Source organism: Chitinophaga oryzae, from assembly GCF_012516375.2.
Lineage (GTDB): Bacteria > Bacteroidota > Bacteroidia > Chitinophagales > Chitinophagaceae > Chitinophaga > Chitinophaga oryzae.
The window spans coordinates 1,577,659-1,601,688 of sequence record NZ_CP051204.2; the positions used below are offsets into that span (position 1 = coordinate 1,577,659).

At 46.9% G+C, this 24,030-nt stretch carries 23 protein-coding genes and 1 tRNA gene; 18 read left to right on the forward strand and 6 right to left on the reverse strand.

Annotation, left to right across the window (positions count from 1 at the left end):
- Nucleotides 1–138: 138 nt before the first annotated feature.
- Nucleotides 139–1,341 carry a hypothetical protein gene (locus HF324_RS06535; RefSeq protein ID WP_168810621.1) on the reverse strand — a complete coding sequence of 401 codons (1,203 nt, stop codon included), beginning with the start codon at nt 1,339–1,341 and terminating at the stop codon, nt 139–141.
- A gap of 436 nt (nt 1,342–1,777) precedes the next feature.
- Nucleotides 1,778–3,520, reverse strand: coding sequence for a hypothetical protein (locus HF324_RS06540; protein WP_168810623.1), 1,743 nt, complete (start codon nt 3,518–3,520; stop codon nt 1,778–1,780).
- 185 nt (nt 3,521–3,705) lie between these two features.
- Between HF324_RS06540 and HF324_RS06545 the strand changes: the two genes are divergently transcribed.
- Together HF324_RS06545 and HF324_RS06550 are read left to right on the forward strand one after the other, a co-directional pair.
- The gene (locus HF324_RS06545; RefSeq protein WP_168810625.1) at nt 3,706–3,915 is read left to right on the forward strand and encodes a hypothetical protein; all 210 of its coding nucleotides are present in this window, start codon (nt 3,706–3,708) and stop codon (nt 3,913–3,915) included.
- A 6-nt stretch (nt 3,916–3,921) separates the two neighbouring features.
- Nucleotides 3,922–5,151: a DUF4236 domain-containing protein gene (locus tag HF324_RS06550; RefSeq protein WP_168862159.1), complete on the forward strand. Its 1,230-nt coding sequence runs from the start codon at nt 3,922–3,924 to the stop codon at nt 5,149–5,151.
- Nucleotides 5,152–5,299: 148 nt separating this feature from the next.
- Here the strand turns inward: HF324_RS06550 and HF324_RS06555 are convergent, their stop codons facing one another.
- Entirely contained in the window at nt 5,300–6,220 is a 921-nt protein-coding gene (locus HF324_RS06555; RefSeq protein WP_168810629.1) for a flagellar basal body-associated FliL family protein, read from the reverse strand.
- Nucleotides 6,221–6,581: 361 nt separating this feature from the next.
- On the opposite strand from HF324_RS06555, the gene HF324_RS06560 reads away from it, so the two are divergent.
- From HF324_RS06560 to HF324_RS06595, 8 genes are all read left to right on the forward strand, one after another.
- Nucleotides 6,582–6,731, forward strand: a complete 150-nt coding sequence (locus tag HF324_RS06560) for a hypothetical protein (RefSeq protein WP_168810631.1) — start codon at nt 6,582–6,584, stop codon at nt 6,729–6,731.
- Between the two features lie 98 nt (nt 6,732–6,829).
- Nucleotides 6,830–8,506, forward strand: coding sequence for a tetratricopeptide repeat-containing sensor histidine kinase (locus HF324_RS06565; RefSeq protein WP_168862160.1), 1,677 nt, complete (start codon nt 6,830–6,832; stop codon nt 8,504–8,506).
- The gene (locus HF324_RS06570; RefSeq protein WP_168810636.1) at nt 8,503–9,168 is read left to right on the forward strand and encodes a response regulator; all 666 of its coding nucleotides are present in this window, start codon (nt 8,503–8,505) and stop codon (nt 9,166–9,168) included. Before HF324_RS06565 ends, HF324_RS06570 begins: the two co-directional genes overlap by 4 nt.
- A 306-nt stretch (nt 9,169–9,474) precedes the next feature.
- Entirely contained in the window at nt 9,475–9,879 is a 405-nt protein-coding gene (locus HF324_RS06575) for an HNH endonuclease (protein WP_168862161.1), read from the forward strand.
- Between the two features lie 7 nt (nt 9,880–9,886).
- Nucleotides 9,887–10,453 carry a hypothetical protein gene (locus HF324_RS06580; protein WP_168810640.1) on the forward strand — a complete coding sequence of 189 codons (567 nt, stop codon included), beginning with the start codon at nt 9,887–9,889 and terminating at the stop codon, nt 10,451–10,453.
- Between the two features lie 11 nt (nt 10,454–10,464).
- Nucleotides 10,465–11,457 carry a DUF4407 domain-containing protein gene (locus tag HF324_RS06585; protein ID WP_168810642.1) on the forward strand — a complete coding sequence of 331 codons (993 nt, stop codon included), beginning with the start codon at nt 10,465–10,467 and terminating at the stop codon, nt 11,455–11,457.
- 90 nt (nt 11,458–11,547) lie between these two features.
- Nucleotides 11,548–12,003, forward strand: coding sequence for a hypothetical protein (locus HF324_RS06590; RefSeq protein WP_168810644.1), 456 nt, complete (start codon nt 11,548–11,550; stop codon nt 12,001–12,003).
- Entirely contained in the window at nt 12,000–13,016 is a 1,017-nt protein-coding gene (locus tag HF324_RS06595; RefSeq protein ID WP_168810646.1) for a serine/threonine-protein kinase, read from the forward strand. Before HF324_RS06590 ends, HF324_RS06595 begins: the two co-directional genes overlap by 4 nt.
- A 332-nt stretch (nt 13,017–13,348) precedes the next feature.
- On the opposite strand, the gene HF324_RS06600 is transcribed toward HF324_RS06595, so the two are convergent.
- Nucleotides 13,349–13,422: transfer RNA gene (locus tag HF324_RS06600), tRNA-Asp, on the reverse strand.
- Nucleotides 13,423–13,533: 111 nt separating this feature from the next.
- Complete coding sequence (gene nfi, locus HF324_RS06605) at nt 13,534–14,223, reverse strand: deoxyribonuclease V (protein WP_168810648.1); 690 nt, start codon at nt 14,221–14,223, stop codon at nt 13,534–13,536.
- 81 nt (nt 14,224–14,304) lie between these two features.
- Between nfi and HF324_RS06610 the strand changes: the two genes are divergently transcribed.
- The 4 genes from HF324_RS06610 to HF324_RS06625 all read left to right on the forward strand — a co-directional run bounded on the left by HF324_RS06610 (nt 14,305) and on the right by HF324_RS06625 (nt 20,045).
- The gene (locus tag HF324_RS06610; RefSeq protein ID WP_168862162.1) at nt 14,305–14,568 is read left to right on the forward strand and encodes a UBP-type zinc finger domain-containing protein; all 264 of its coding nucleotides are present in this window, start codon (nt 14,305–14,307) and stop codon (nt 14,566–14,568) included.
- A 168-nt stretch (nt 14,569–14,736) separates the two neighbouring features.
- Complete coding sequence (locus HF324_RS06615; protein WP_168862163.1) at nt 14,737–15,477, forward strand: c-type cytochrome; 741 nt, start codon at nt 14,737–14,739, stop codon at nt 15,475–15,477.
- Nucleotides 15,478–15,591: 114 nt separating this feature from the next.
- Nucleotides 15,592–19,704, forward strand: a complete 4,113-nt coding sequence (locus tag HF324_RS06620; protein WP_168810654.1) for a DUF6531 domain-containing protein — start codon at nt 15,592–15,594, stop codon at nt 19,702–19,704.
- Nucleotides 19,705–19,706: 2 nt separating this feature from the next.
- A complete protein-coding gene (locus HF324_RS06625; RefSeq protein ID WP_168810656.1) occupies nt 19,707–20,045 on the forward strand; it encodes a hypothetical protein in 339 nt (112 codons plus the stop codon).
- A gap of 103 nt (nt 20,046–20,148) precedes the next feature.
- Here the strand turns inward: HF324_RS06625 and HF324_RS06630 are convergent, their stop codons facing one another.
- Nucleotides 20,149–20,700 carry a carboxymuconolactone decarboxylase family protein gene (locus HF324_RS06630; protein ID WP_168862164.1) on the reverse strand — a complete coding sequence of 184 codons (552 nt, stop codon included), beginning with the start codon at nt 20,698–20,700 and terminating at the stop codon, nt 20,149–20,151.
- A gap of 191 nt (nt 20,701–20,891) precedes the next feature.
- On the opposite strand from HF324_RS06630, the gene HF324_RS06635 reads away from it, so the two are divergent.
- The 4 genes from HF324_RS06635 (at nt 20,892) to HF324_RS06650 (ending at nt 24,013) form a co-directional block, all read left to right on the forward strand.
- A complete protein-coding gene (locus HF324_RS06635; RefSeq protein ID WP_168810660.1) occupies nt 20,892–21,989 on the forward strand; it encodes a hypothetical protein in 1,098 nt (365 codons plus the stop codon).
- Nucleotides 21,982–22,428, forward strand: coding sequence for a DMP19 family protein (locus HF324_RS06640; protein WP_168862165.1), 447 nt, complete (start codon nt 21,982–21,984; stop codon nt 22,426–22,428). Before HF324_RS06635 ends, HF324_RS06640 begins: the two co-directional genes overlap by 8 nt.
- The gene (locus HF324_RS06645; protein ID WP_168810664.1) at nt 22,418–23,011 is read left to right on the forward strand and encodes an HI_0983 family protein; all 594 of its coding nucleotides are present in this window, start codon (nt 22,418–22,420) and stop codon (nt 23,009–23,011) included. The genes HF324_RS06640 and HF324_RS06645 overlap by 11 nt, the downstream gene beginning before the upstream one ends.
- Before the next feature lie 174 nt (nt 23,012–23,185).
- Nucleotides 23,186–24,013, forward strand: coding sequence for a hypothetical protein (locus HF324_RS06650; protein WP_168810666.1), 828 nt, complete (start codon nt 23,186–23,188; stop codon nt 24,011–24,013).
- The last annotated feature ends 17 nt before the right edge of the window (nt 24,014–24,030 follow it).

Genomic DNA, 24,030 nt, shown 5'->3' on the forward strand with positions numbered 1-24,030 from the left:
AGGAAAAAAAATAATCAATACGAGAACAGTTACAAGGGTAGCGGTACCCATTGTAACTATTTGATAATTAAATTGTTATTATTTAAATATTTTATTTTGTAATGTATGTTCTGGCGCTTTCGCCAAAACGGTTGGTACTCATGAATTATGTGCCATGTCTATCAGAAGCCCTCTTACTATTTTAGATACTCCTGCATCATCGTTGTAGAAGTTTTTACGAAGGCTGGCTGGGGAGATGTTGTTTTGTTTGGTAGAACTAAAGAAAAACGCTAAAAAATCTAATACTTCCTTCTTGTTCTCGTTTACAAAGATGCGCTTATCTACAAATAGTTTAATTAGGTTTGCTAATTGAGCAACCGAAAGGGGCGTTTTTATCTTAAAATCTTTCCAGCGTCTTAACTCATCAGGTAAGTGATCGTAACTGATTGATGTTTCTTTTTCTGTTTGATAGTCTATCTCGATAGATAACCACGTATCGAGTTGGTTTTGTAATGGGAGGTTCTTTTTAGAAAAAGCAATGTCAGGTTTTACAGGTTTCTGGTTTAATTTCTTTTTCATGAGTAAAAGCCAGTCTCGCTTTTCCCGGGTGGTCTGTAACTCTCTAAGGTCGGCACCAATTGAATCCGCCCAATAACGAAAATAACATACATTATTGAAGTTGAGATAATGTAACATATCTTTCAGCTTTTCTGTGATATTCGCGTCCCCCTTGTAATAGGCCAGCAGCTGCACCAGATTACGTTCAAAATCCTGAAGATAAAAAAGTTGGTGATAACTGATGGGCCTATTTCGGTAATCAACTGTCATAAAATTCTCAAAAGGAAGAAGTATGATTGAAAGTAAGCCTTCATCAATACCATATTTTTTAAATTCACTGGATATAAAGTCTGCCCTGCCTGCAATTAGCGTTTGTTCAGAAAGTAGTGTGGAGTCTGGAATCTTAAAATCGGTATCCAGATAACGTTTGAAATCTCGTTCTATAAAAGTTAAGAGCTCTCTGATGTTGTTGTGGATGATCTCAATAAGATTTTCCCATGTTGCTTCCTGATGTGGAGTGTCTTTACTGGTGGCTGTATCTTGGGGAAGGTACGTGTTAATTTGATCCAGCAGCATTATCAGTTGATGTTGGTGTTGCTGGACATACCAGACTGCCTGATGTTGATTGTCAATACCATAAAAATGTTGTCTGAAAGAACTTAATATTTCTCTCTTCTGCGAAATGACATCGTTAGTAATAAAGGAAAAATAATTTTTGTCGATCTGCTTTTGTTGCAGGATGAGTTCTTTAAGGTCTACGCGTACGAGCTTTTCTAGTTGCGACAATAGGTAGTGTTGGTGCATCAGATTGGGTTTTAAATTGAATATAAGCATGCCGGTTAGGATTTTTACTCTATGGCTGCTACATAATCCATATACATAAAAGAAGCTTGCAATATAAAGCATGTGGTTCGTTATAGACTACTTTAGGAGCAATTACGTTTGTTAATCAGGCGTTAAGAAATGGAATATATCATTTGATAGAGATTTGCTAGCTGGTATCGCCAACGGCTATACCAGGGGGCATAAACGCGACAGTTTTACTTGCCACATGAAGGTAAACATGAGTGAGATATTAAGATGTTCAGTAATTTTTTCAATCGGTTGGAAGGGGAATGGTGGGTGGATCCGATAGAGGCTTCGGATATCGGGTGGGCGGGAGTAAGGCAACAACGTGACAACAGGCCATGCCGTTCAGCGGAACAGGTAAGGCCTGTTGCCTACGCGTCGTTTGTGGTGTTTACCTGGAGGTAATTTTGCCGATGGCGATTTTTGATTTGCCCATCATCCGGTCGGTTTTTCCAACGATATACATATCGTTCCCGACAATAGCGCCCAACCGTGGCATAGCGGTGGGAATATCATCGTTGGAGAAAAATACTTTCCGCGTCACTTTGCCGGACGTTTCGTCGATGCTTACCAGGTAACAGTTGGATTTAGCATAACGGGCAATGGCTTTTGCTTTCTGTCCGGCCTGGGTGACGTTATGGTTTTTGGCATGGTCATTTATCAGCAGCTGGATGGAACCGTTGGCCTGCAGTGCGCCGAAGCCAGAATAAAAGGGCCTGTTTCCTTCGTTAAAATAACTGGAATGATAGTAAATTCCACCGGTGGGTGCTGATGAACTATTCATCATGATGATTTCCCGCTGATCTTTTGGCAGGATCTGCAGCCATCCGATGTTACCGGCCGCATCTATTTTACACATCATCAGGTCGCCGGAGAGATAGTGTGCATAGGTGCTGGATCTCCACTGACTGGGCGAGCCATAGGAGCCCGGGGTGTAGCTTTGACTGGTGGTGATATAGTGGCGGTATTGTTCCGCCAGGATCACCAGTCCGTCGTCTGCCGTATAAAAAATCTTCCGGAATTGCATATGCCTGGAAAAGCCTTCTCCTTCATCTTTCATTTTCCCCAGTTCTGCTCTCATTTTCCTTTCTTCCCTGCTTTCGTCTTTATCTTCCGTATCGTCCTCGTCTTCCTTGTCCTGATCGCCTGACAGCAGGGAGTTGTTGATTTTCCTGTCGCTGGTGGAAATCACTTTTCCGTCGGTCACGTTGATGCGCTGTACCAGTAGGCCGTCGATGGTCCTGCCTTTTTTCGTATTGCTGTAGAATGCCGCCAGGACCAGGTCTTTATTCTTTTCCTGTACCAGCTTGGTACTGGAGAGCCATTTACCGTTGATACCGGTATTGATCTCCGCTTCCTGCTTCCCTTTGTTGTTGTAGATGCGGATGTTATAGTTGGTGAAGTCCAGGAATTTCTCTTTTTTCTTTTTGCCTTCTTCGTATTCGAACATACGGCCTACCAGTATTATTTTACGATCGTTTGTGTACAGCACATCTTCCAGCTGGTACTTTTTACGTTCAAACTCGTTGCTGAGGATAAGTGGTTTCGCGGTAGCTTTCAGGTTCTTATCGAGCTCCTGTATTTTGTATTCGTTTTTCTCAGAGCCTTCCACGCTGCTTACAATCAGCATGGTTGTACTGTCAGCATTATAGCCGATCTTGAAATCAATGTCATCTCTTTTCTCATCTTTCCGGAAGGTGGCCACCTCTCTCCATTCTCCCGTCAGTTCCCCGGTTTTTTTATTTACAGCAGAAGCATACAGGGCCAGTGTCCGGTCGCGTTTACTGTAGTCAGAAGAGAAGAGGAACAACTTCTCCTGGCAGGCGAAAAATTGCACGAATTCTTTACCCCTCAGTTCCTTGTTAAAATCGTTGCGGTAAACTTCGGTTAAGTTCTTATCCACTTTTACCAGAGACGCCGATTCCCTGAAGGAGGCGCCCACCACAAAGTAAGCTTTCATAGCTACGTGGCTTTCCTCAAGATAAGCGCCATCATTGTCGGCCGATATTACTCTCAGATCGGTGCTGCCTCTGCGGAGTTTAAATTCTTCCCCCCATTTAATGACTGTCTTTTGGGCATGGGTTATTGTACTGAAGAGCATCAGGTACAGGAGCGGGTAAACACGTTTCATCATCCGTTTTTTTGGTATAAGGATCTAAAAATTCCTATAAATATATGCCTTTATACGCTTCGCTTAAAAGTTTCAGTAAAAAATTACGTATACGGTTTTCCGTAAGATCCGGCTTTTTTCATTCTGTAGTTTTGATATGAAGTTATTAAAAGGTGTTTATGAATTTAGACTTAACCAAATTTCGTTTTATGAAGATGAATTATTATGTCTCCCTGGATCCGCAGGACAATGGAGATCATGAAGTGCACAGCCAGGCGTGCAGGGTGTTGCCCAAACCGGAAGAGCGGTTGTTCCTGGGAGAATTCTATACTTGTCAGGATGCCCTGAGGGCAGCGAGGAAAGTTTATTTAACATCGGATGGCTGCCGGATATGTTCTCCGGGATGCCATTCCAGGTAGCCATTGATGGCAGCCGGCATAATTCGCCGTTTCCTTTCGCCATTGTTTTACTGTGTATGTTTCGTTTTATCTGTCTTATGGAACCGTTCAATCGTTTCTCCAAAAAATCTGTTTGTTATGGGGTGGTCATTTCGTAAATCTGTAAGCTCGGGATTATTCAAAGTAAATTTTTCCAAAAGTGGTGTAAGTTATTCCATGGGTGTGAAGGGGGCACGTATCAACCTGGGGCCCAGGGGGACATATGTCAACTTAAATATCCACGGTATCAATTACCGGCAGAGAATAGCAAGGCCTGTTTATCCCCCGCCTTCTCCCGGACCGGCGCCAATGCCTGCTGAAGAAAGTAATAATATTGCTTCGGCCGATGTGGATATGTTAACAGACACCGACTCACAGACATTTATAAAAGAGCTGAACAAAAAGAGTACACAGGTTTCCTATGCCAAAGGAGCGATGTTACCGATGCTGCTGGTTGTTTTAGCGTTTTTGTCTGTTGCCTTCGACAGGCAGGAGGGGGTTATTAAGAGCGACTACCTGGTATATGAACTCGCCCTTTGTATGGTTTGTTTCATTCCGCTGGTCCGTTGGTTGAAGAAACTGGACAGAAAGCGGCTTACCATGGAACTTCATTATGACATGGATGATAAGTACCGGCAAGTGTATGACCAATTCAAAATCCATTTTGTTACATTTTCCCGGTCTTCAAAAGTCTGGCAGTATCTGAATGCGCAGCGAACGACAGATTACAAGCGAAATGCCGGCGCGGGTAAGATCATCAGAAGAGCGGGCATCCGGGGTTTGTCGGAGAACAGGATGCCCACACCGTATTTTGTTACGAATGTGGCCATTCCCTGGATCGCTTTGAACAACATGGAGCTGTATTTTTTGCCGGAGCGGTTACTGATAAAGCGTGGTAGCGCCTTTGCGGCGGTATTTTATAAGAATTTGCGGCTGAAGGGCCACCGTGTTGATTTTGTTGAATCGGAGATGCTGCCGCCCGATGCCAGGGTGGTCGATTATACCTGGCAGTATGTCAACAGGTCGGGAGGTCCGGACAGGCGTTTTAACAACAACCGGAAGCTTCCGGTATGTGCTTATTCTGAATATACATTTACATCAGATACCGGGATTTTTGAAATCATCGCTACATCGAAACAGTCGGCGATGGATGATTTTGCAGATTTTATTATAAAGATTGGCATGTTGCAGGCGGGAATGGGAGGGGTGTTACAATAACGGTTGATATGTCCTGCGGAGAAATTCCGGAGAGATAGAACCCGGAATCCGCAGATGGTTCGCGAGTGGAGAAGCCTTCAGGTCGTTTGACTTGGAGGCTTTTTTTTGTTTTTGCAGGGGGAGGGGGGCATTTGTTTGCCCTCTCTTGTCAGTTTTTCTGGAGAATGCGTGTCTTGATCATATAAATTGTAAGTGGCCGCAGCTGATAGCCAAATACGACCGGATGCTCACCGGGTAATGTGAAGAATTCTATTTCCCCTTTGATCTTGGAATACCAGACTTTTCCGATGGCCCGGTAGGTGATCGTGTCCGGCCTGGTGATCTTCCTGAAGTATTTCAGTCTCAATGTATCCCGTGGTACGATGACCGCATTCGGTATTCTTTGGTTACAGGCCACAGGTTCGTAGCGGTCCTCGTGCCAATACATGCAGTCCCCGGTGGCAGGCGGCTGCATCCACCACCACATGCCTCCTGTTCCTGCCACCAGCGATAACATGATAGCGGCCACCAGCGATTTCGTGGATTTCCTCGTTATTTTCCCGGCAGGGGCGATTGCAGTTGGTTTACCGGTATTTTCTCCCTCCTTAAAAGTATTCATCCGGACCGGAATTGAAGAACTTTCAGGACTATTCTGACTGTCCGGAATTTCCGGAATTGTCGGAATTTCCGGAATGATGGGCGTTTCCGCTGGTTGATCCATCCCTGAAATCACTTTTCCCATTACCCAGGGCCTGTCGGGAAAGTCGAGAAGCCAGGCCAGGAGTTCTATATTCTTCGCATCCGTATTTTCAGACTTTCCTTTCAGATAATTTACCAATGGCCTGAATTTATCGGTCTCGCATCGCTGCAGGATAACCTGGCAGCTTTTCGACTCATTCAGGTCTCCGCAGAAATCCCGGATGATCTTTTCATCCCGCCTGTTTACGTCCATAGTACATTTCTTCACGCATTCATCTTTAAGATTCGCGGGCGTGAGATGCATCAGGCCGTGGGGAAGCATATTGTTTCCCTTTTTTTGTTCATATGCCTGCATGACCAGCTGCTGGTAGTCGACATAAAGTGTTGCCATAAATGAAAATATAGAGCTGAATAATCGGAATCAGACCCGCATTCCCGGAATTATAATCGGAACACCAGGAAATACTGGAATTATCGGAATTGTTTGTAAATCAACCACTTACCTCAATCTATCTTTGTTTTGCAATCGGGTAACACCTCCTTAGCTAAGAGGTTTTCTGTACAGGACCGATGCACCCCTGGGCAAAGAAAGCGGAGGCCGGTTACCGGCTTGGGAAGCGATCATCAGCTTCCGTAATCCTCACCCACACTTCCCAAAAAGCAAGAAGCGCTTCTTCAAAAATCTCCAAATCCGCTGCCGGCAGCTCCGGCAACCGGCAGCCTATTCTTCAAAATTCAAAACAACAAAACCAATGCTCTACATTATATTAGGCTTCTTCCTGGCATGTCTGGGTCCCGGCCACTCCAACAACGGTCATCATAACAATAACGAACAGGTCACTACTTTGGACGATACCGGTGGCGAAACCGGAACAATTCCTCCAAGGAAACCCAATCCATAAGCACCGTGTGAGGCAAGATTCGTCTTGCCTCACTTTTTTTATAGCCAATAATTCATCAAAACTGAGAAATTCGATATTTTTAAGAAAAATAACCCTTCTTGCGTCCCTCAAACATCATCCTGCTTATCCTTTTCGGCAGTCTTTGTGCCTGCAATTCCTACCGGGAACACCCCCAGCCAATAGCTGTACCCACATTGAAGAAAGGTGAATCCTTCTTTAATAAGAATAACGACTCTGCTTTCTATTATTTTAATCTCGTGGCGACCACCGCCACAGACAGCCTGGAGGTTGCCATGGCCTATACTTATATGGGTATCATCCAGGCATACGAGGGAGATCACTATGGTGGGCAGGAAAGCCTGCTGAAATCCCTTACTTATCTCGATGAACGCAAAGAGAAAGACCAGGAATGTCTCGGTTCAAACTATTACGAATTGGGCAATGTCTGCCTTAATCTTAAAAATTATGAGGCCGCGATCGATTACTATCGCAAAGCGCTCACACTTCTAAAACCGCCGGGTGATCAGGCCATCGCCCTGAATGGTATAGCCGTTACTTACCAGAAGAAAGGCGATTACGACCAGGCGATCGACATATACAAGTCCCTGCTGGTTAAGAGTAAGGACGAGAAAATAGAATACGCCCGGATACTCTCTAACTATGCCAGGGCTAAATGGATGAAAGATTCCACTTATCCAGCCGGGCCTGAGCTGCAACAGGCGCTGAAGATCCGTAGGGATTCAAACGACATCAGGGGCCTCAATGCCAGTTATGCGCACCTGTCAGACTACTATTCGCAATCCCGGCCTGATTCCGCGCTGTATTATGCCGGTAAGAGGTATGAGAAAGCCAGGGAAATGAATAGCCCGGACGACGAAGTGGAAGCGCTTTCAAAACTTATTACACTTAGTCCCACCGATTTGTTGAAACCTTATTTTATCCGTTACCAATACCTGACGGACAGTATCCAGACGGCAAAGAACGCCGCCAAGAACCAGTTTGCATTAATCCGGTACGAAGCCGCCAAGAGCAAGGCCGACAATCTACAGCTGCAAAAGGACAATGCACAAAGGAAAACCCAGTTGGTGATACAACGGTTCATACTGGTCCTCACCGTCCTGTTTTTCTTGACCGCCGGAATTGTTTTAATCCTCCGCCACCGCAGGCGGCAGCAGGAGATGGCCATTGCTTCCCAGCGGGAAATACAGGAAAATCAGCTGAAAACCTCCCAGAAAGTGCATGACGTGGTGGCCAATGGCTTGTACCGCATTATGACAGACCTTGAGCATAAAACAGCTATGGACAAGGAGGATCTGCTGGATAAGATTGAGGTGTTGTATGAGCGGTCCCGCGATATCTCTTACGACGATCCTGTCAGCTCACAAGCCCCGTTTTATGTTAAAATAGATGATTTGCTGGCGTCCTTTGGCTCGGACCATGTCAAAGTGCTGGTCGTCAGCAATAGCCCTGTGGTCTGGGAGCTGGTCAATGCGCAAATACAACATGAAGTTGAACATATTCTGCAGGAATTGATGATTAACATGAAAAAACATAGCCAGGCCGATTCCGTGATGATAAAGTTTGAACGTCAAAATGGCCGGGTTCAAATTATATATACCGATAACGGTATCGGTATTTCTTCACAAGTTAGGTATGGGAACGGACTGCGGAATACGGAAAACCGTATCAGGAGCATTGGCGGGAAGCTTACATTTGAGCATCCTGATAAAGGAGTAAAAATTCATATTTCCTTTCCAATAGATCGTTTATCATGATTACAAAGGTCCTTATTGCTGAAGATCACGAAAGCGCCAATATCTCCGTGCAGAAAACGCTGGAAGATCTGGAGATTACCAATATAGCATACGCCTACTATTGCGATGATGCCTTGAACAGGATTATCCAGGCGGCTAAAGCTGACAGTTCTTTTGATCTTCTTATTACTGATTTGTATTTCGAACCGGACGGCCATAAGCAAGAGCTGTCCGGCGGCATGGACCTGATTGCCGCGGCAAGGAAAGCCCAGCCTGACCTGAAGATCCTTGTCTTCTCTGCAGAAAACAGGCCTGCGGCTATCGATCAGCTTTGCAACAATGATGATATCGACGGTTTTGTACGAAAGGCCCGAAACGACGCACGGGAGCTTAAAGAGGCCATACAGGAAATAGCGCGGCACCGGCGCTATTTTCCACGCCATGTAAAACAGCTGATCGAAAAAAAGAACACTTACTCATTTTCTGAGGTGGACATCACCATCATAACCCTACTGGCACAGGGAGTACTGCAGAAAGACATTCCCGCCCATCTTCAGCGGAGTGGAATAACGCCGTCCGGCTTAAGCAGTATAGAAAAAAAACTCAGCCAGATGAAATCCGTACTTGGCTTTAGTAAAAATGAGCAGCTGGTTGCTTATTGCAAAGACATAGGTGTTATATAAGCGGTCCGGGAACATTACGGTTTCCCGTAAAAAAGGCAGAATAAACGAGTATACTTTTGTTTTATGAAACTCTTATATGCCTGGCTGCTAATAAGCCATCTTCATTGCAACCAGGTAATGGTGTATGTCTGTGACAGCAAAAGCGCTGCCCGGTACCATTATAAGTCGAACTGCCGTGGATTAAGCAATTGCAAACATCAGATTATCAGTATTCCCCTTGAGAAAGCAATGGAGACCAGGACGCTTTGTAAGTGGGAGCAATGAACTGGCTTTAACCTGTTTCTATAAAATATAACCTCAATTACCATGATAACTCCAAATGATCCGCCGTACAGGTACCTGCAGTTTAAAAGTGACCAATTATACCGCAGGTATATCCAAAAGGATGGCGATGCAAAACGCTCGCTGGCTAAACCTCAGGAGCATAATTTTTTAAACGAGCAGTCGCATGGCAGTTACGGTGCGCTTTTGTTCCACCCCGACTGGAAAGCCAGACGAAAAGAAGTTCTCCAGCGTGATGGGTATCGATGTGTACACTGCCGTAGCGACAGGGATTTGCAGGTGCATCACCGCCAATACCATTTTATCGCAGAAAAGCAAAGGTTCCGCCTTCCCTGGGATTATCCCGGCCATTTGCTCATTACGCTTTGCGAATCCTGTCATAGCAAAGGGCATTATAAATTTAAAGTTCCAACAATCATCATCAAATAAAGCAGGTATGAGTTTGTTTAATATTTTCAACCGGCAACGCCTGAACGGGCATCAACATGCGATGGAAACCGGCAGCACCATACCGGATATTCCGGAAACTACTTTCATCGAAAAGGAAGCTCCCGAACAGGAGCAGCCTGAAGAAAAAGCGGTGGCGCCGCTCAACGGAGGGATACATCTGTTGTACGAATTCCTCGATAAAAACTACGAATCCAAAGGTTATAACGATGCGCTGATAAATCCTGATGCCACCCACCTGGACCAAAATGTGATTGCGTTGAAGAACGACCTGGAGCGATCTATCCGGAAGGTGAAGACCTTCTACGAAGACTTTATCCGTCAAATAAATTTCCATATTTCCAGCAGGAGCAGAAGTGGAATGATAGATACCGTGGAAGAGCTTACCATCAAGAAAGAAATTGCTGAGAGCCACATTCTCCAGGTGAAAGAAATCGAAGAGCAGGCAAAGGCCAACGAGGGCGTAGGGCATGGCATTATCATTAGCTACAGCCGTGGTTTCAGGAATGGCCTTGCAGCAATTTCCAGTCATATCATTCTGAATAAAAACTTTTAAAACCAGGCGTTATGAAACATCTATGGGTTCGTTTCGGCTGCTTCCTGACCGGGTATAACTATAATATCCTGCGAAACTGCAGCGAAGCTGCTTTTAAGTCTGTCAAGAAGTATACCGCAGCCATGCTGATTGTTTGCATCCTGTGGTTTTTTATCGGCTTTACTTTTGCGCATCGTTATCTCTCGCTTAGCCTGCCGGGCTGTATCATAGCGGGGGTGCTCTCAACAGTAATTATAGTGCAGGTGGAGAAACAGATTGTCCTGTCCATTCAGCCAAGCCGGATGTTACTGTTTTTCAGGGGGTGCCTGGCTTTTATGATGGCTATCCTTGGAGCTGTGATCATCGATCAGTTGTTGTTCGAGAAAGATATTGAAATCGAAAAGATATCCTACGTTTCGGCGAAGGTAGACAGAATATTGCCTTCAAAAACAGAAGAGCTAAGAAAGCAGATTGCCGCGCTGGACACGACAATCAGTAAGAAGGAGGCGGAGAAGGAAAAGTATGTGGAGGACATTAGTAAACGTACTACCACCACGGCTACCACCACGCAAACAGCCACCAGGCGGGTACCTGTACAAACTGTAGGCGCTTCGGGCAGGGATACGACCATCTGGAAGACGGTCACAGATGTTACGGTGGCATCCGCGCTGGTGCCTAACCCCAAAATCGCCTTGCTGCCGTCGCTGGATTCTGCTATTGGCGCTATGCGGCAACAAAAATCCCAAAAGGAAGATGAATTGCTCCATATCAGACCGGCACTTGAAAAAGAGATGAAAGCGAGTACAGGATTTTTGGACGAGTTGAAGATTATGGTCCAGCTGTTATCCACATCGTACGTTGCATTGATTTTCTGGCTCCTGTGGATTTTCTTTTTCTTTTTTATCGAGATGCTGGTCTTGGTTAGCAAGAAGGGAGATAAGTCTAATGACTATGAGAAAGTAGTGTTACATCATATGAATTTGCAGATACGAAGGTTGGATGCGTTGGGGAAGGGGTTTGAGTGAGGAAATTTCTGAGGTTACTTTAAGAGAGTAAATATGATTTCGCTTAATAAGACACGGCTATTCAGTTGTGTAATATCTAAACTATAACGCATGAAAGTAATTGGATTTAATTTTACTAAGAATGATTTCAGATTTTGTGCTCTTGACGGACGGACGAATCCACCAAGGATTATTGAAAAGAGCAAGATTGTTCATCCAAATAATATGGATGTCGAAGACTTAATGGAATGGTTTGAAACGCAGCTTTCACTAATTATCGATAAGCATCGTCCCAATCAGATTTCTCATAAGATTTCGTTGAACTTAACAACACTTGACCAGATTAGGTCCTCCTGTTACCCTCAGGCAATTTTGAATCTACTTTCTAAAAAGAAGAGTATCCCCATAAATAGCTATTCATCGCAAGCTATTAACGCTACTAAGTTTGGACAGCCCAAAAAGACGGATGTTTTTGCTTACATAGATCCGATTATTGGCAAGCACCCTCCATATTGGGACGTAGCAACAAAAGAAGCAGTTTTAGTCGCTTGGTTTAACTTATTATGATGAAAGGAACAAATATTGATAAATTTAGAATAGTAGACCATTTAGGACGTGGTTTTTTTGGTGAGGTCATCTTGTGCTATGACCCATATTTGCAAAAGGAGATAGCTGTTAAAGTTATCAAGGTGCCCAGTCCAGAGGAGTTTGTAAATGCAGTTAAAGAGGGACGTACGCTTGATTTAGTCAGACACAAGCACATTGTTGATGTAAAAGATGTACGAGTCACTGAATTTAGGGAAGAACGTGTTGTAATTATAGTAATGGAGTATCTTTCAAAGGGGGCTATACAAAAGCATATTGAGAAAAGGTTTATATCGGTTAAGGAGGCGTGTAGGATCATTCAGCAAAGTCTATTAGGGTTGGAACATGCCCATAACAACAACATTTTGCATAGAGATGTAAAACCTGGCAATATTCTATTTGGAGACAATGGGGAGGCTAAATTGTCTGACTTTGGGTTGGCTATTAACTATCATTCTGATCTGGGTGGTACTTTTGGCTATATCCCACATCAACCATTGGAAGTTATCGAAGGAAATGCGATGAATAGGCAAAGCGATATCTATGCGACTGGTATAACATTATATCGGCTCCTGAATAATACAAATAATTTGCAGTTCAATTTTACCTCAAAAGACGAATGGATAAAAGCGGTTCGTAAAGATCAGTTTCCACCGAGGCGGTATTTGGACCACATTCCGGAGAAAGTTTTGAAAGTACTCAACAGGGCTATACATAAATCAACAACTACCCGATTTCAATCCTGTAGAGATTTTCGGCAAGCACTCGAGAAACTGAATTTTAATATTGATTGGGTGTGTGTAGATGATGACAATTGGATGGGACGCAACAATGGTGACACTTTTACATTGCATAGATACAGGAAAAGGACAGGTTGGGTAATTGACTTTAAGAAGAATGGAACACGCAGAAGTGGATGCTGCTTATCCTCCCTCCCAGATAATAAAGCCGATGAAGAATTCTTTAAGATCATCAAAAGCACTAACCTGATCTGAACGGATGAGAAGGACATGTAGCCAGGCGTATTTTTACTTCCTTACTTTGTATCTGAGATAAATGATCTTAGGAAATTCGAGTGCTGCCTTTAAGAGTAACTATAGATTTGTAATCTTTCTCAGAAGCTGTTTACTAATACGATTTTGGCTGCAATAAGAATAAAGAGGGGGTCTCAAAATTTGCTATTTCGGGTAGTATTTATAGGATTGCAAATCGGATACTTTGAAACAAATAACCAATTTCATTTTGAGCTAATTGCGCGTCTTTTACGTAATACACGGGAAAACGCAAAAGGGACAAACCATCTTTCTGATGATTTGTCCCTTTTTTGCGGACTGGACGGGACTCGAACCCGCGACCTCCGCCGTGACAGGGCGGCATTCTAACCGACTGAACTACCAATCCTCGCTACTGTTGGGCTTTTACGCCAAACCGTTGGCCCCGTTTGGGGTTGCAAATATAGAGATATTTATCTGAATCAACCAAATAATCATGCAGATTATTTTGAATAAATCTTCAAATGCTTACTGGTGGCTCGTTTAATCCGGTCTTGTACTCCAGTAACGCCAGCCGCGCATAGTGATCGGCCAGCCGCGTGGTCTCCGGAAGGCGGTATTGGGTGGCCATCTTCAGAACGATGCCGGTAGCGGTAGGCAGACTGATTTTATGACCTATAGAGACAAACACCGGATTAATACCGTCGCGGGTACGCAGGGCGTTGCCGATAACAGCCTGGTCTTCTTCGGCTATCAGCGGCGCTACGCTGCCCCGGGTTTCACCCAGGTCCTGGTATTGGCCGCAAAGGCGGGTTTTACCGCAACCGATCACCGGTATGTCCAGTGTTACGCCCAGGTGGCAGGCCAGCCCGAAACGGCGATGGTGGGCTAGTCCCTGCCCGTCGCAGATGATAAGGTCAGGGGTGATTGTCAACTGACGGTAGGCTTCCAGCAAGGGTGGCATCTCCCGGAAAGAAAAAAGTCCGGGGATATAAGGAAAGCTTACCTCCATGCAATGAGAGGCAACGGCCAATACGGACAGGGTGCTGTAGTCCAGTACTACTACGCTGCCGGCAATAAGATTGGTGGATTTGTCGTACTCCACATCGGTGCCGGCAATGGTACGTATAGGATGCGGGAGCGCATCGGTGGCGATGACCTGCGTCCTCAGCTGCTCCTGCAGGGTAATGGCCTCGGTGGGTGTAATCATTTACTGCTGCTTTTTCGCTGCAATATTAACTATTTGTATATTTAATAACCATATCGCTTTATCTGCATAAATCATTGTATCATGACACTCTGTTCTCATCTAAAAGCTATCACTGAAATCAAAACAGCGAAAGACCACGTTTGTGAGGAATGCGTTAAACAAAACGGTACCTGGGTGCACCTGCGTACCTGTCAAACCTGTGGCGCTACCCTCTGCTGTGACGATTCCCCCGCCAAACATATGACGCAGCACTATCATCTGACAGAACATCCGGTCATCTCTTCGGCTGAACCGGGAGAACAATGGCTCTGGTGCTACAAAGACGGAGTTTTTGCAGAATACTGATTTTTTTTAATTAGCTGATGGACCGTACGATTTGGCCTTTGGATATCCGGGTATATTGATATTTCGTTGTGCTTGGACATCGCTGTATTATGCCTGTCTATCACAGGAACGGGCATACGAATGTTTCTTTGAAGATGCCTAATTTAGAAAATAACTGTTATCTCCGCTATGAAATATATCATCTGTTACCTGTTTATATGCCTGCTGTTTGCCTGTAAGACTGCCGGTAATCAGGATTGGAAGTCGGCCGATTTTGGCCCGTTTAAGCTGAAAGCGCCACCAGAATGGAAGAAAATGAAATTGCAGGGATTCGATAGTTATGTGGGGGGCCTCACGAACGGGATAGATACGCTTACATTTGACTATGGTTGGTATAGCCCAGAGGTGGATCTGGACTCGGCAGGCATATATCGGGAAGACACGATTAACGGGTTAGTTGCTTTGATTGGAATAACGGAAGGTATGACTACCAGAAGCGCTGAGTTGGAAATATTTTTGAAGGATGAGAAAAATAGATTCTTCATTAGTGGAAAGGATTTGCAGGATTTACCAACGGTACTGAAAATATTCAAATCAATTTACTTCCCCTATAGTGACACTACCATAAATCCGCCGCTTGTCATGGAAAAGTTTCATCGCAGCAGTAGCGTGATGCAAGGGCGCAGCCTGTATAAGTTCAATTGTGCGAGCTGTCATCATCCTCATAAACAGATGACAGGGCCTTCCTTTGCAGAAGTATTTAAGTACCGGGATAAGGAATGGATTTACCGGTTCCTTACTAACAGGGATTCCATAAAGTCAGACAGCCTGACCATCGCTTTCCAAAAGCGGGCAGGGAGTGTAACATGTATAAGATTTCCCGAACTCACTAAAATAGAACTAACCAGGATACTTGGCTATATAAGGTAAAAGAGAAAACCGGACATGTTTTTGTCCGGTTTTCTCTTTTAAATTATACTTATATTCGCTGACTGTTTTAGTTTTTGTTAAACCCGCCTGCGGGCGCCCAAACCATGTCTTTATATGCTTGTTACCAATAAGCACTTCATCCCGGTAATCGGGCTGGATATTCATTTCGTCATCCTTTTCGGATTTCCGATACCCCTGCCGCACCCATATATTGGTCTGGTGATAGATCCTATGGATTATGTGCCGTTCATCGGCGCCACTACCCGGATCAACCACGTACCCAGGGGAAAAAGCGATACGAGCGGCAAACTGATATTCCTGTTTCATATCCCCATGGGCGGTCCTTTTCTGCTGGCTCCCATGATCGGCCACGATTCGGTGAATTTCTTCGGCAGTAAAAAAGTAAAAGTGGAAGGTAACCTGATGAGCCCTTCCGGACACATGCTGATGACCTGCAACGACATCGGCATTCCGCTGTCGCTGACGCCCGGAAAGAAGTTTATCCCCATTCCCAGCCTGTATCTGCCTACCTCTTATTCCATCCCGTTGTCTTTTGGCAAACCGGTGAATGTGGGAGGACCGTTCGTGCCGGATTGGGCCGGAGTATTGCTCAACCTCGTCATGTCCTTCGGCTTCGGCGCCGCCATGAAAGGACTGGGCAAACTGGGCAAAAAAGGACTTACTAAGTTCAACCATTCACTGAAAAACAAAATTGGCAGCAATAAACTGAGTAAAGCACTGTGTAAAAAAGGATTTGAGCCGGTGGACCTGGTGCAGGGCATCGTTATCTATGACGGCATTGACTTCGAGCTGCCGGGTATCATCCCGCTGAACTGGGAACGCTCATGGAACAGCGACAGCGCCTTCGAAGGATTGTTGGGCTACGGCCAGCACTGCCGCTACGATATGCAGGTACGGGAATTTCCCGGTGAAGACGCCGCTGTGGTGCTGCTGGAAGATGGCCGCAGCGCCGTTTTCAGCGCATTGCCCTACCCGGGGGACAACGAATACAACCGGCATGAAAAACTGCTGCTGACACGGGCCAACACGGAAGAATATACGTTGTTCAGCTACGAAAGCCGCCTTACCTGCACTTTTCGCAAAATACATCCACGGCTGCCGGAGTACCGGCTGATCAGCATCTCCAATGAAGCCGGATTTACGATCAGCGTACATCACGATGGTAATGGCAGGCTGCAGCGTATCGTTGATACTGCCGGCCGTCAGCTGCTGGTCGCCACAGACCGTGCCGGCAGGATCACTGATATTACCGCAAAGCACCGGCAGTCACAGCGGTTGCTGGTAAAATATGCCTATAACGAAGCCGGCGATCTGTCTGCGATCACCGACGCACTGGGCCAAACCACCACGATGGAATACCACGACCACCTGATGGTGAAAAAAACGGACCGCAACGGCATGTCCTTTTACTGGGAATACGACCAGCAGAAACGCTGTATCCACACCCGGGGCGATGGTGGCGTCCTCGAAGGCCGTATTGCCTACTTCCCCCGGGAAGGCTATAATAAAATCACCAATGCACAGGGACATACCACCACCATGCATTATACGCCCGATTTTGTGGTCAACCGCATTACGGCGCCCATGGGCAATGCTACCCTGTTTGAATACACGGAACATATGGAACTGTACCGGGTGATTGACAGCGAGGCAAACGTTACCGGATATACGTATGATGAACTGGGCAACCGTACCGCGGTAGAACTGCCGGACGGCTCCTCCATCAGGGCACGTTATGACGAAGCCGGACGGATGCTCCAGTCGGTTAACCCCTCGGGAGACAGCCGTACCTTTATCTATCACAACGATACCGGCTTGCTGCATACGCTGACAGAGCCGGATGGCCGGATCCGCATTTTGCGTTACAACAAAAACGGGCTGGTATGCAAAGTAGAAGACGAAGCGGAGAACGAAACACTGATCTCCTACGATGAAGACCATAACGTGATTGCCATGTCGCTTCCCGGTGGCGGAAAAACCACATGGGAGTACGACCCATGGGGACAGTGTATCAGGAAAAGCAATGCAGTGGGTGAGGAACAACATTTCCTCCGGGACATACTGGGCCGCGTTACGGAAATCAGGCAGCCGGATAATGTGATCAGGCTGCAATACAACGCTTATAAAAATATCATCGCAGCAGAAGATAAACAACACCAGGTACGGTACGCCTATACGCCTATCGGTAATATCCGCATGCGGGAAGAACAGGGCAGCAAAGTCCATTTCCTGTACAACAATGACCAGGAACTCACCGGTGTGGTAAATGGAAACGGCGACACACTGCGCATACGCCGTAACGCCAATGGGGAGGTCATCAGTGAAACAGGCTTCGACGGCGTTACCCGGCACTATGAGCGGGACTCCGCCGGTAAACTGCTGAAAGTACACCGGCCCGGCAACAAATGGACAAAGTATGAGTATAATGTCAATAACATGGTGTCCCGCGTAGAATACAGCGACGGCACCTGGGAAGCTTTCAGCTATGACCGTAACGGCCGCCTGCAGGAAGTCTCTACCGCTGACAACATGCTCAGGTTTGTGCGGAATACTGCCGGTGCGGTCCTCAGCGAAATACAACAGGAGCACACCGTCTCCAGCCTGTACAACGCCGACGGTAAAAGAGTCGCTATTCAAAGCAGCCTGGGTGCGGATATCCGGCTTCAATGGAATGCCATGGACGACCTCACCGGCATCCGCGCCGGCGACTGGGAAACCGAAATACAATACAACCTGTTAGGGATAGAAACCTTGCGGCAACTGCCCGGCGCGGTCCGCAGCGAATGGACCTACCATCCCGGCGCAGCCCTGGCCCAGACACCGGATGCACATACGGTAAGCGCCGGCACAGCTATCCTCCGCAGCCGCAGGTACCACTGGGAAGCCAACGCACGGCTTAAACAAATTCTCAAAGGCCAGGGTGAAGGCACTGTGAAATTTGGCCATGATGAAACAGGCAGCCTGGCCTGGGCGCAGTATGATGACGGGCACTACGAATACCGTTCCCCGGATAAAGCCGGTAATATTTTTAAGACACCGCTCCGGAAGGACCGTAAATACGAAACCGGCGGCCGCCTGCTGGAAACGGATAAGGCCCGCCTGGTATACGATGAGGAAGGAAATCTCATCCGGAAGATCGTTGAAGGCGCTATCTGGGAGTATGCATGGTATGGCAACGGTTTGCTGAAACAAGTCACACGGCCTGACGGCAAAACAGTCACCTTCCAGTACGATGGCCTCGGCAGGAGAACAAAGAAAATCTTCAACCACCAGGTGACCCGCTTCGTATGGGATGGCCATAAACTGCTGCACGAATGGTCGTACCCCGAAAAAGAACAGCCCCGGGTGGTGATCGATGAATATGGAGAACTGAAGGCCAGTCACCCTGAACCTACGCCCGCTGATCAGCTGCACACCTGGGTGTGGGAGGAAAATACCTTCCGCCTGGCAGCAAAAATAACTGCCGGTACGGCCTGGTCTGTGATAACGGACCATCTGGGTACGCCTTGTGAGGCTTATGACAGCGCCGGCCAAAAAGTATGGAGCGCCGAGCTGGACATAGACGGTAATATCAGGAAGCACAAAGGCAGCAGGGACTTCATTCCCTTCCGCTTCCCCGGGCAGTATGAAGATGTGGAAACAGGGCTGTATTATAACCGGTTCCGCTATTACGCAGCGCAGGAGGGCGTTTATATCAGTCCGGACCCGATCGGCTTCGCCGGTGGCTGGAACAGCTACGCCTATGTAAAAGATACCAATTGTTATATCGATGTATGGGGCTGGGAAGATATCTGGTTCAGGGCCCTGCATCCCAATGATATGACTACCCTCGACGCCGGCAACGGTATCATCCCCAAAGATCCCGGCGCTTCGGAAACGCCGATGAGCCACGTGCTCAACGGCTCCACCGATGGCTATGGCGACCAGTACATTTCGCTGACAAAGGAAAGGGCCTTTGCTGAAAGGTGGGCCAGGAAAGGCGGCACGGAAGTAGCGGAAATAGACCTTGATAAGCTAAATAACACTAAATTGGACCTGAGTACAACGGAAGGCCGCCTCGAACATCTCGGCGATGTGTCACGGGCTGCTCCGGGATCAGATCTTCATAAAGCCAATAAATACGCCAAAGGCGCCAAAGAACTATTGGTCGATGGAACGATCCCCAACGATGCGGTCGTACGCCGTTATACTCCACCATGCGTATAAATATGAAAGAATCACTGAAAAAATACCTGGAATACCTGGATTCCGATGAAGAATTTTCCTTTAAAGTAAGGATGGATGCAGAATGGGATGATGACGCCTATCAGGAGTTTATCCGGCTGACGATGGCGGTCATCAATGACTACAAAGATGACTATCTGGTGCCCGTTCCTGTAGCGCTTTTTTTTGCCACCGGTCTCAAACAACTGACGGGTATGGTGACCAACCCGTTGTTCTTTAAAACGGCCTCCCCGGAGTATGAGGCGCTCGTACGGAGGCGCGTGGCGGAACTGGAGGATTTACAACAGCAATTTCTCTCCGGAGAGCTGTTTGCACGGTCATAACAGGATAGCCCCGGACAGCCCGTCCGGGGCTTCAGCCTTGTCAAACGCCGCTGTGGTCGCCCCTGATCACAGCCCGGGGCTTCGGCTGAGGCTTTGCGGATAATTATCCCCTCCTGCGCAGATCGCACAACATATCGGAGTGGATATTCAGCCCGATATTAGTCATGTTATACAGATGCTCACTGGCGATCAGCCAGACCACCTCACAGATCTGTGTTTCGTTATAAAACATGGCCATACGGGAAAAAGTGTCCGGGTGTACCTTTTTATGCAGGGTAAGCTCTGTGGTATAGTCCAGCAGGGCTTTTTCCGCCGGCGTGAACAGCGCGCTGGTGCTGTAGTCCGGCAGAGCGTCGAACTTGGCGCTGTCCATAGAGCTACGGATCACCTCATACCGGGCAATGTCCATGCAGAACAGGCATATATTCAGGCGGGCCACCTGCTGGCGCACCAGCATAGCGGTTTCGTTGCTCAGCGTCAGCTTCTTATCCAGTTTATTCACTTTGCCGTAAAACATCCCGAAGGCTGCCGGTAGCCTTACGCTGTGTACTTTCAGGGGCGCCAGTACTTTACCGAACTGTTTACGGGTGAAATAATAAGCCAGTTTCATGATCAGGCTTTTAGGATGCTCCACAGGGGCGAGAAAAGTTTCCATATACATGCGTTTTATCAGGTGATAGTATGTTTTTTGAATGTTATACCTGTATGTCAACTGAACCTGCCGGAATAGGACACGCCGTGCAAATTTTTTTTGTATCTTTCATCCGGAATTGACTGTCCGTATTTATAACATATTTGGTAACCCCCATTAGTGTGCATGCCTGATGGAATACAATCGTACCCAGCATGAATAATAACAAAACCGTAGCACCGTTTCAAATTGAAACGACACGCACCACAGCGGCCGTCGTAACCCGTTTAACAGCCATAAAAGGCGTATCCCACAAAGACAATCTCAACTGTGGTGACCAGACGCTCATGGCCAACTATGTGTATAACGACCGCTCCTACGATACGGTGTATACCCTGATGGACGCCGTAGGCGTAGTCATCGAAAGCTATGAGGAAGAAGACGGCATACTGCCGACATTGTTTAACAGCCCCACCGAAGAGCCTTTCGTCTCGGTAGTGCCCTACCATCCGGATAAAGAACTGGAAATCAGCATACCGGTTTTTAACCGGGAACAAACAGAAAGACCCAAAGGCAACCGCCCTTTTACCGGAGACTTCATCGGTGTGGTGAAGGACACGTCCCTCTTTTACGACGGGGACAAAAAGCCGGACAGGATGCTCGCCATCGTCTTTAAAGATGGTATCATCAAAAAGAAAAATAATATCAAGGTGCCGCCGCCGGCCCAAAATAAAGTGTATGTTACCGGAGAGGAGATCCACCTCCTGGCAAAAGACGGGGAGCAGTGGCTACACCGGCTGCTCAATGAAAAAGGAGAGGAATTAAGACGGCGTCATTTTTCCCTGGCAGATAAATACCCACGGGAAATTATCCATCTTTCCTTCGATGACGGCTCCTGCCTTTTGACCGAAGAAGAGGGTCAACTGGAGCTGGCTATTGTGGACGCTGCAGGGAATGTCACTCAAAAGCCCTTGTTGGATCTGGGCGATCCGCTTTTTAACACCTGGCCGCCGGTCTCCATCGGGCCGGGCGCATCTGCCCTGCGTTTTAATACCGAATTCGGCAACGGCTGGATGGTGATCCACAACCATCAGCTGGCAGAGCTGTTTTACAGTAAAGGCGTTAAGGGCTATAAAAACCTGGTGAAGGACGAGCTGATCAGCATCCCGGAAGGAAAACTGATTATCTCCGGCCTGAATAAAACCCGGGAAAACGCGCTGGCTGTTATCATCTATCCCAAATCAAACAAACCCAAAGAAGAAAAAACACTTATCATTATCAACAGAACAATCACAACAGATGGAAATGGATGAACAACGACAGGCATTTGAAGATTATTCGTTCGCTGTAACCGGAAAACTCTTTGATCAACACGGCGGTAAAATGGAACAACTGTCTGAAAAAGAGCAGGAAGTAGTGCGGATATGGAGGCTGGAGGCAGACATGTATAATGGCGGCTTTTTGCAATACTTCTGTAACTGGGGCCCTGAAAATTTTGAGAAAACACAACAGATACTCACCCGGTTAGGTGCCGGTAAAAGCCTGGCTATCATCACCGAATGTGAGAAAATGATCGCCGTGCTAAAAGACGACGACAGGATTCAGGAGCTGTGGGATATCCCCAAATACCTCGACGAATATCTCGATGAGGAACAACAGCAACGGCTCAACGAACTGGATGAAGAATACTGGGAAAACCCGGATGACTTGCAATTACTAGCTTATAACTATTATCTGAAACATGATGCGTAACAAATCAGTACTGTTAAGTTTGGTTTTCGCCCTGTGGGCGGCTGGCGCTATGGCGCAAACAAAAGCAACCGACTATCTGAATGTGCCGGGACCGCTGCATTTGAATGACGCCAGTTTTCAGCTGGCCTGGTCTGCACATCCCAACAATAACTACTACAAACAGGAATACCTGGTGGCGGGAGAGAGCCTGGAGAAATTCCACTCACTGGTGACGATCGACTTTTTACAGGGAAGCTTTGAGGTGGCGGCGCTGGTAAACCAGAAAGTGGAAGAACTGAAGAAAATGCAGGCCGCCAATCCCCTGGTGAACTACAACGTCTATGAGAAAGATCAGCAGTACATACTGGACTTTCTGATCAGCCAGAATACCGCCGACGGCAAAGCCATCGCAGTGGTGGAAAGGAATGTGTACCGCTACCAGCAAAACACCCATCCGCAACAGCCCGGCATTTTACTGCTGGCTGCCAGCGAGAGGGCCTATGGCGATGGTATTGAAGCCTTTCTGAAAAAACTGAAGACCGATAAAATGAAATTGGTCAATGCCGTAGCTGCCTATAAAGTGCCGGTGATCAGTGTCAAATAATGATGCGTTACCTGTCTTCTTAAAGGCATGTTAAAATTTGCCTTTACCTCCCGTACTGTGGCCTGGCGGTATAATAACCGGTTAGGTTATACGTTTTTCACCTAAATTTGAGACTGACAAACTTATAGCCAACAAATAATCCGGATGTTCATAAAACTTCCGGGCCTATAGAGTATGAAGAAGAATATAATTACGGCTGCAGCTTTGCTGCTGGCTTCCTGCGCTTTCGGTCAAACTAAACCGCTCATTGGTATTATCTTCAAGGGAACTGACAGTACCGGCCATCAGGCTGCCATACGGAATACGGTGGAAGATGCCTTCCTGCGTGCCAAACGTTTTGATTTCGTGGAGCGGGATGAACTCAATGAGGTAAAAGCCCAGCCCACGGAAAGCGCGCAGCTCTCGGCCATGAAAGAGCTGAAGGCCCAGTATCTGCTGGTGGGTAACGTGGTGAGCGTCATGGAAGACCAGAAACAATCCAAACTGCCGGTATTTGGTAATGCTGTCACCCAGCAAACAGAAATAATCTTCAACGTGAAAGTACTGGATGTGAATTCCGGTGAAATGGTCGCTGCCGGTAACTTCTCCAATACCGGTAAAGGCAAAAACGGCTTCAACGATGCACTGGCCGGCACCCGCGGCCGCCTCGATAAATTCGTCAGGGAGAACTTCAGTCTGACGGCCACCATCGCTTCCGTAGAAGAGAAAAACACCTACGGCGACGCCGTAAAAGTACTGCTGTCAGCCGGCAAGGCAGTCGACCTGCGGGAGGGCGACGAGTTTAAAGTATACGAGGCCGTAGATGTAAACGTCGACGGTAAAAAAATCACCCGTAAGAAAACCGTGGGAAAGATTATCGTTTCCCGGATCGAGGATGAACACTTCAGCGTTTGCACCGTGGTGGAAGGCGCCGGGGAAATCACCAGGCTGGCAGGCAATGGGGCCACGCTCCGCTGTGAGCTGACTGCCGAAGCACCCAGGAAATTGTTTTTCCAGAAATAGACAAACTGCTTTATAAA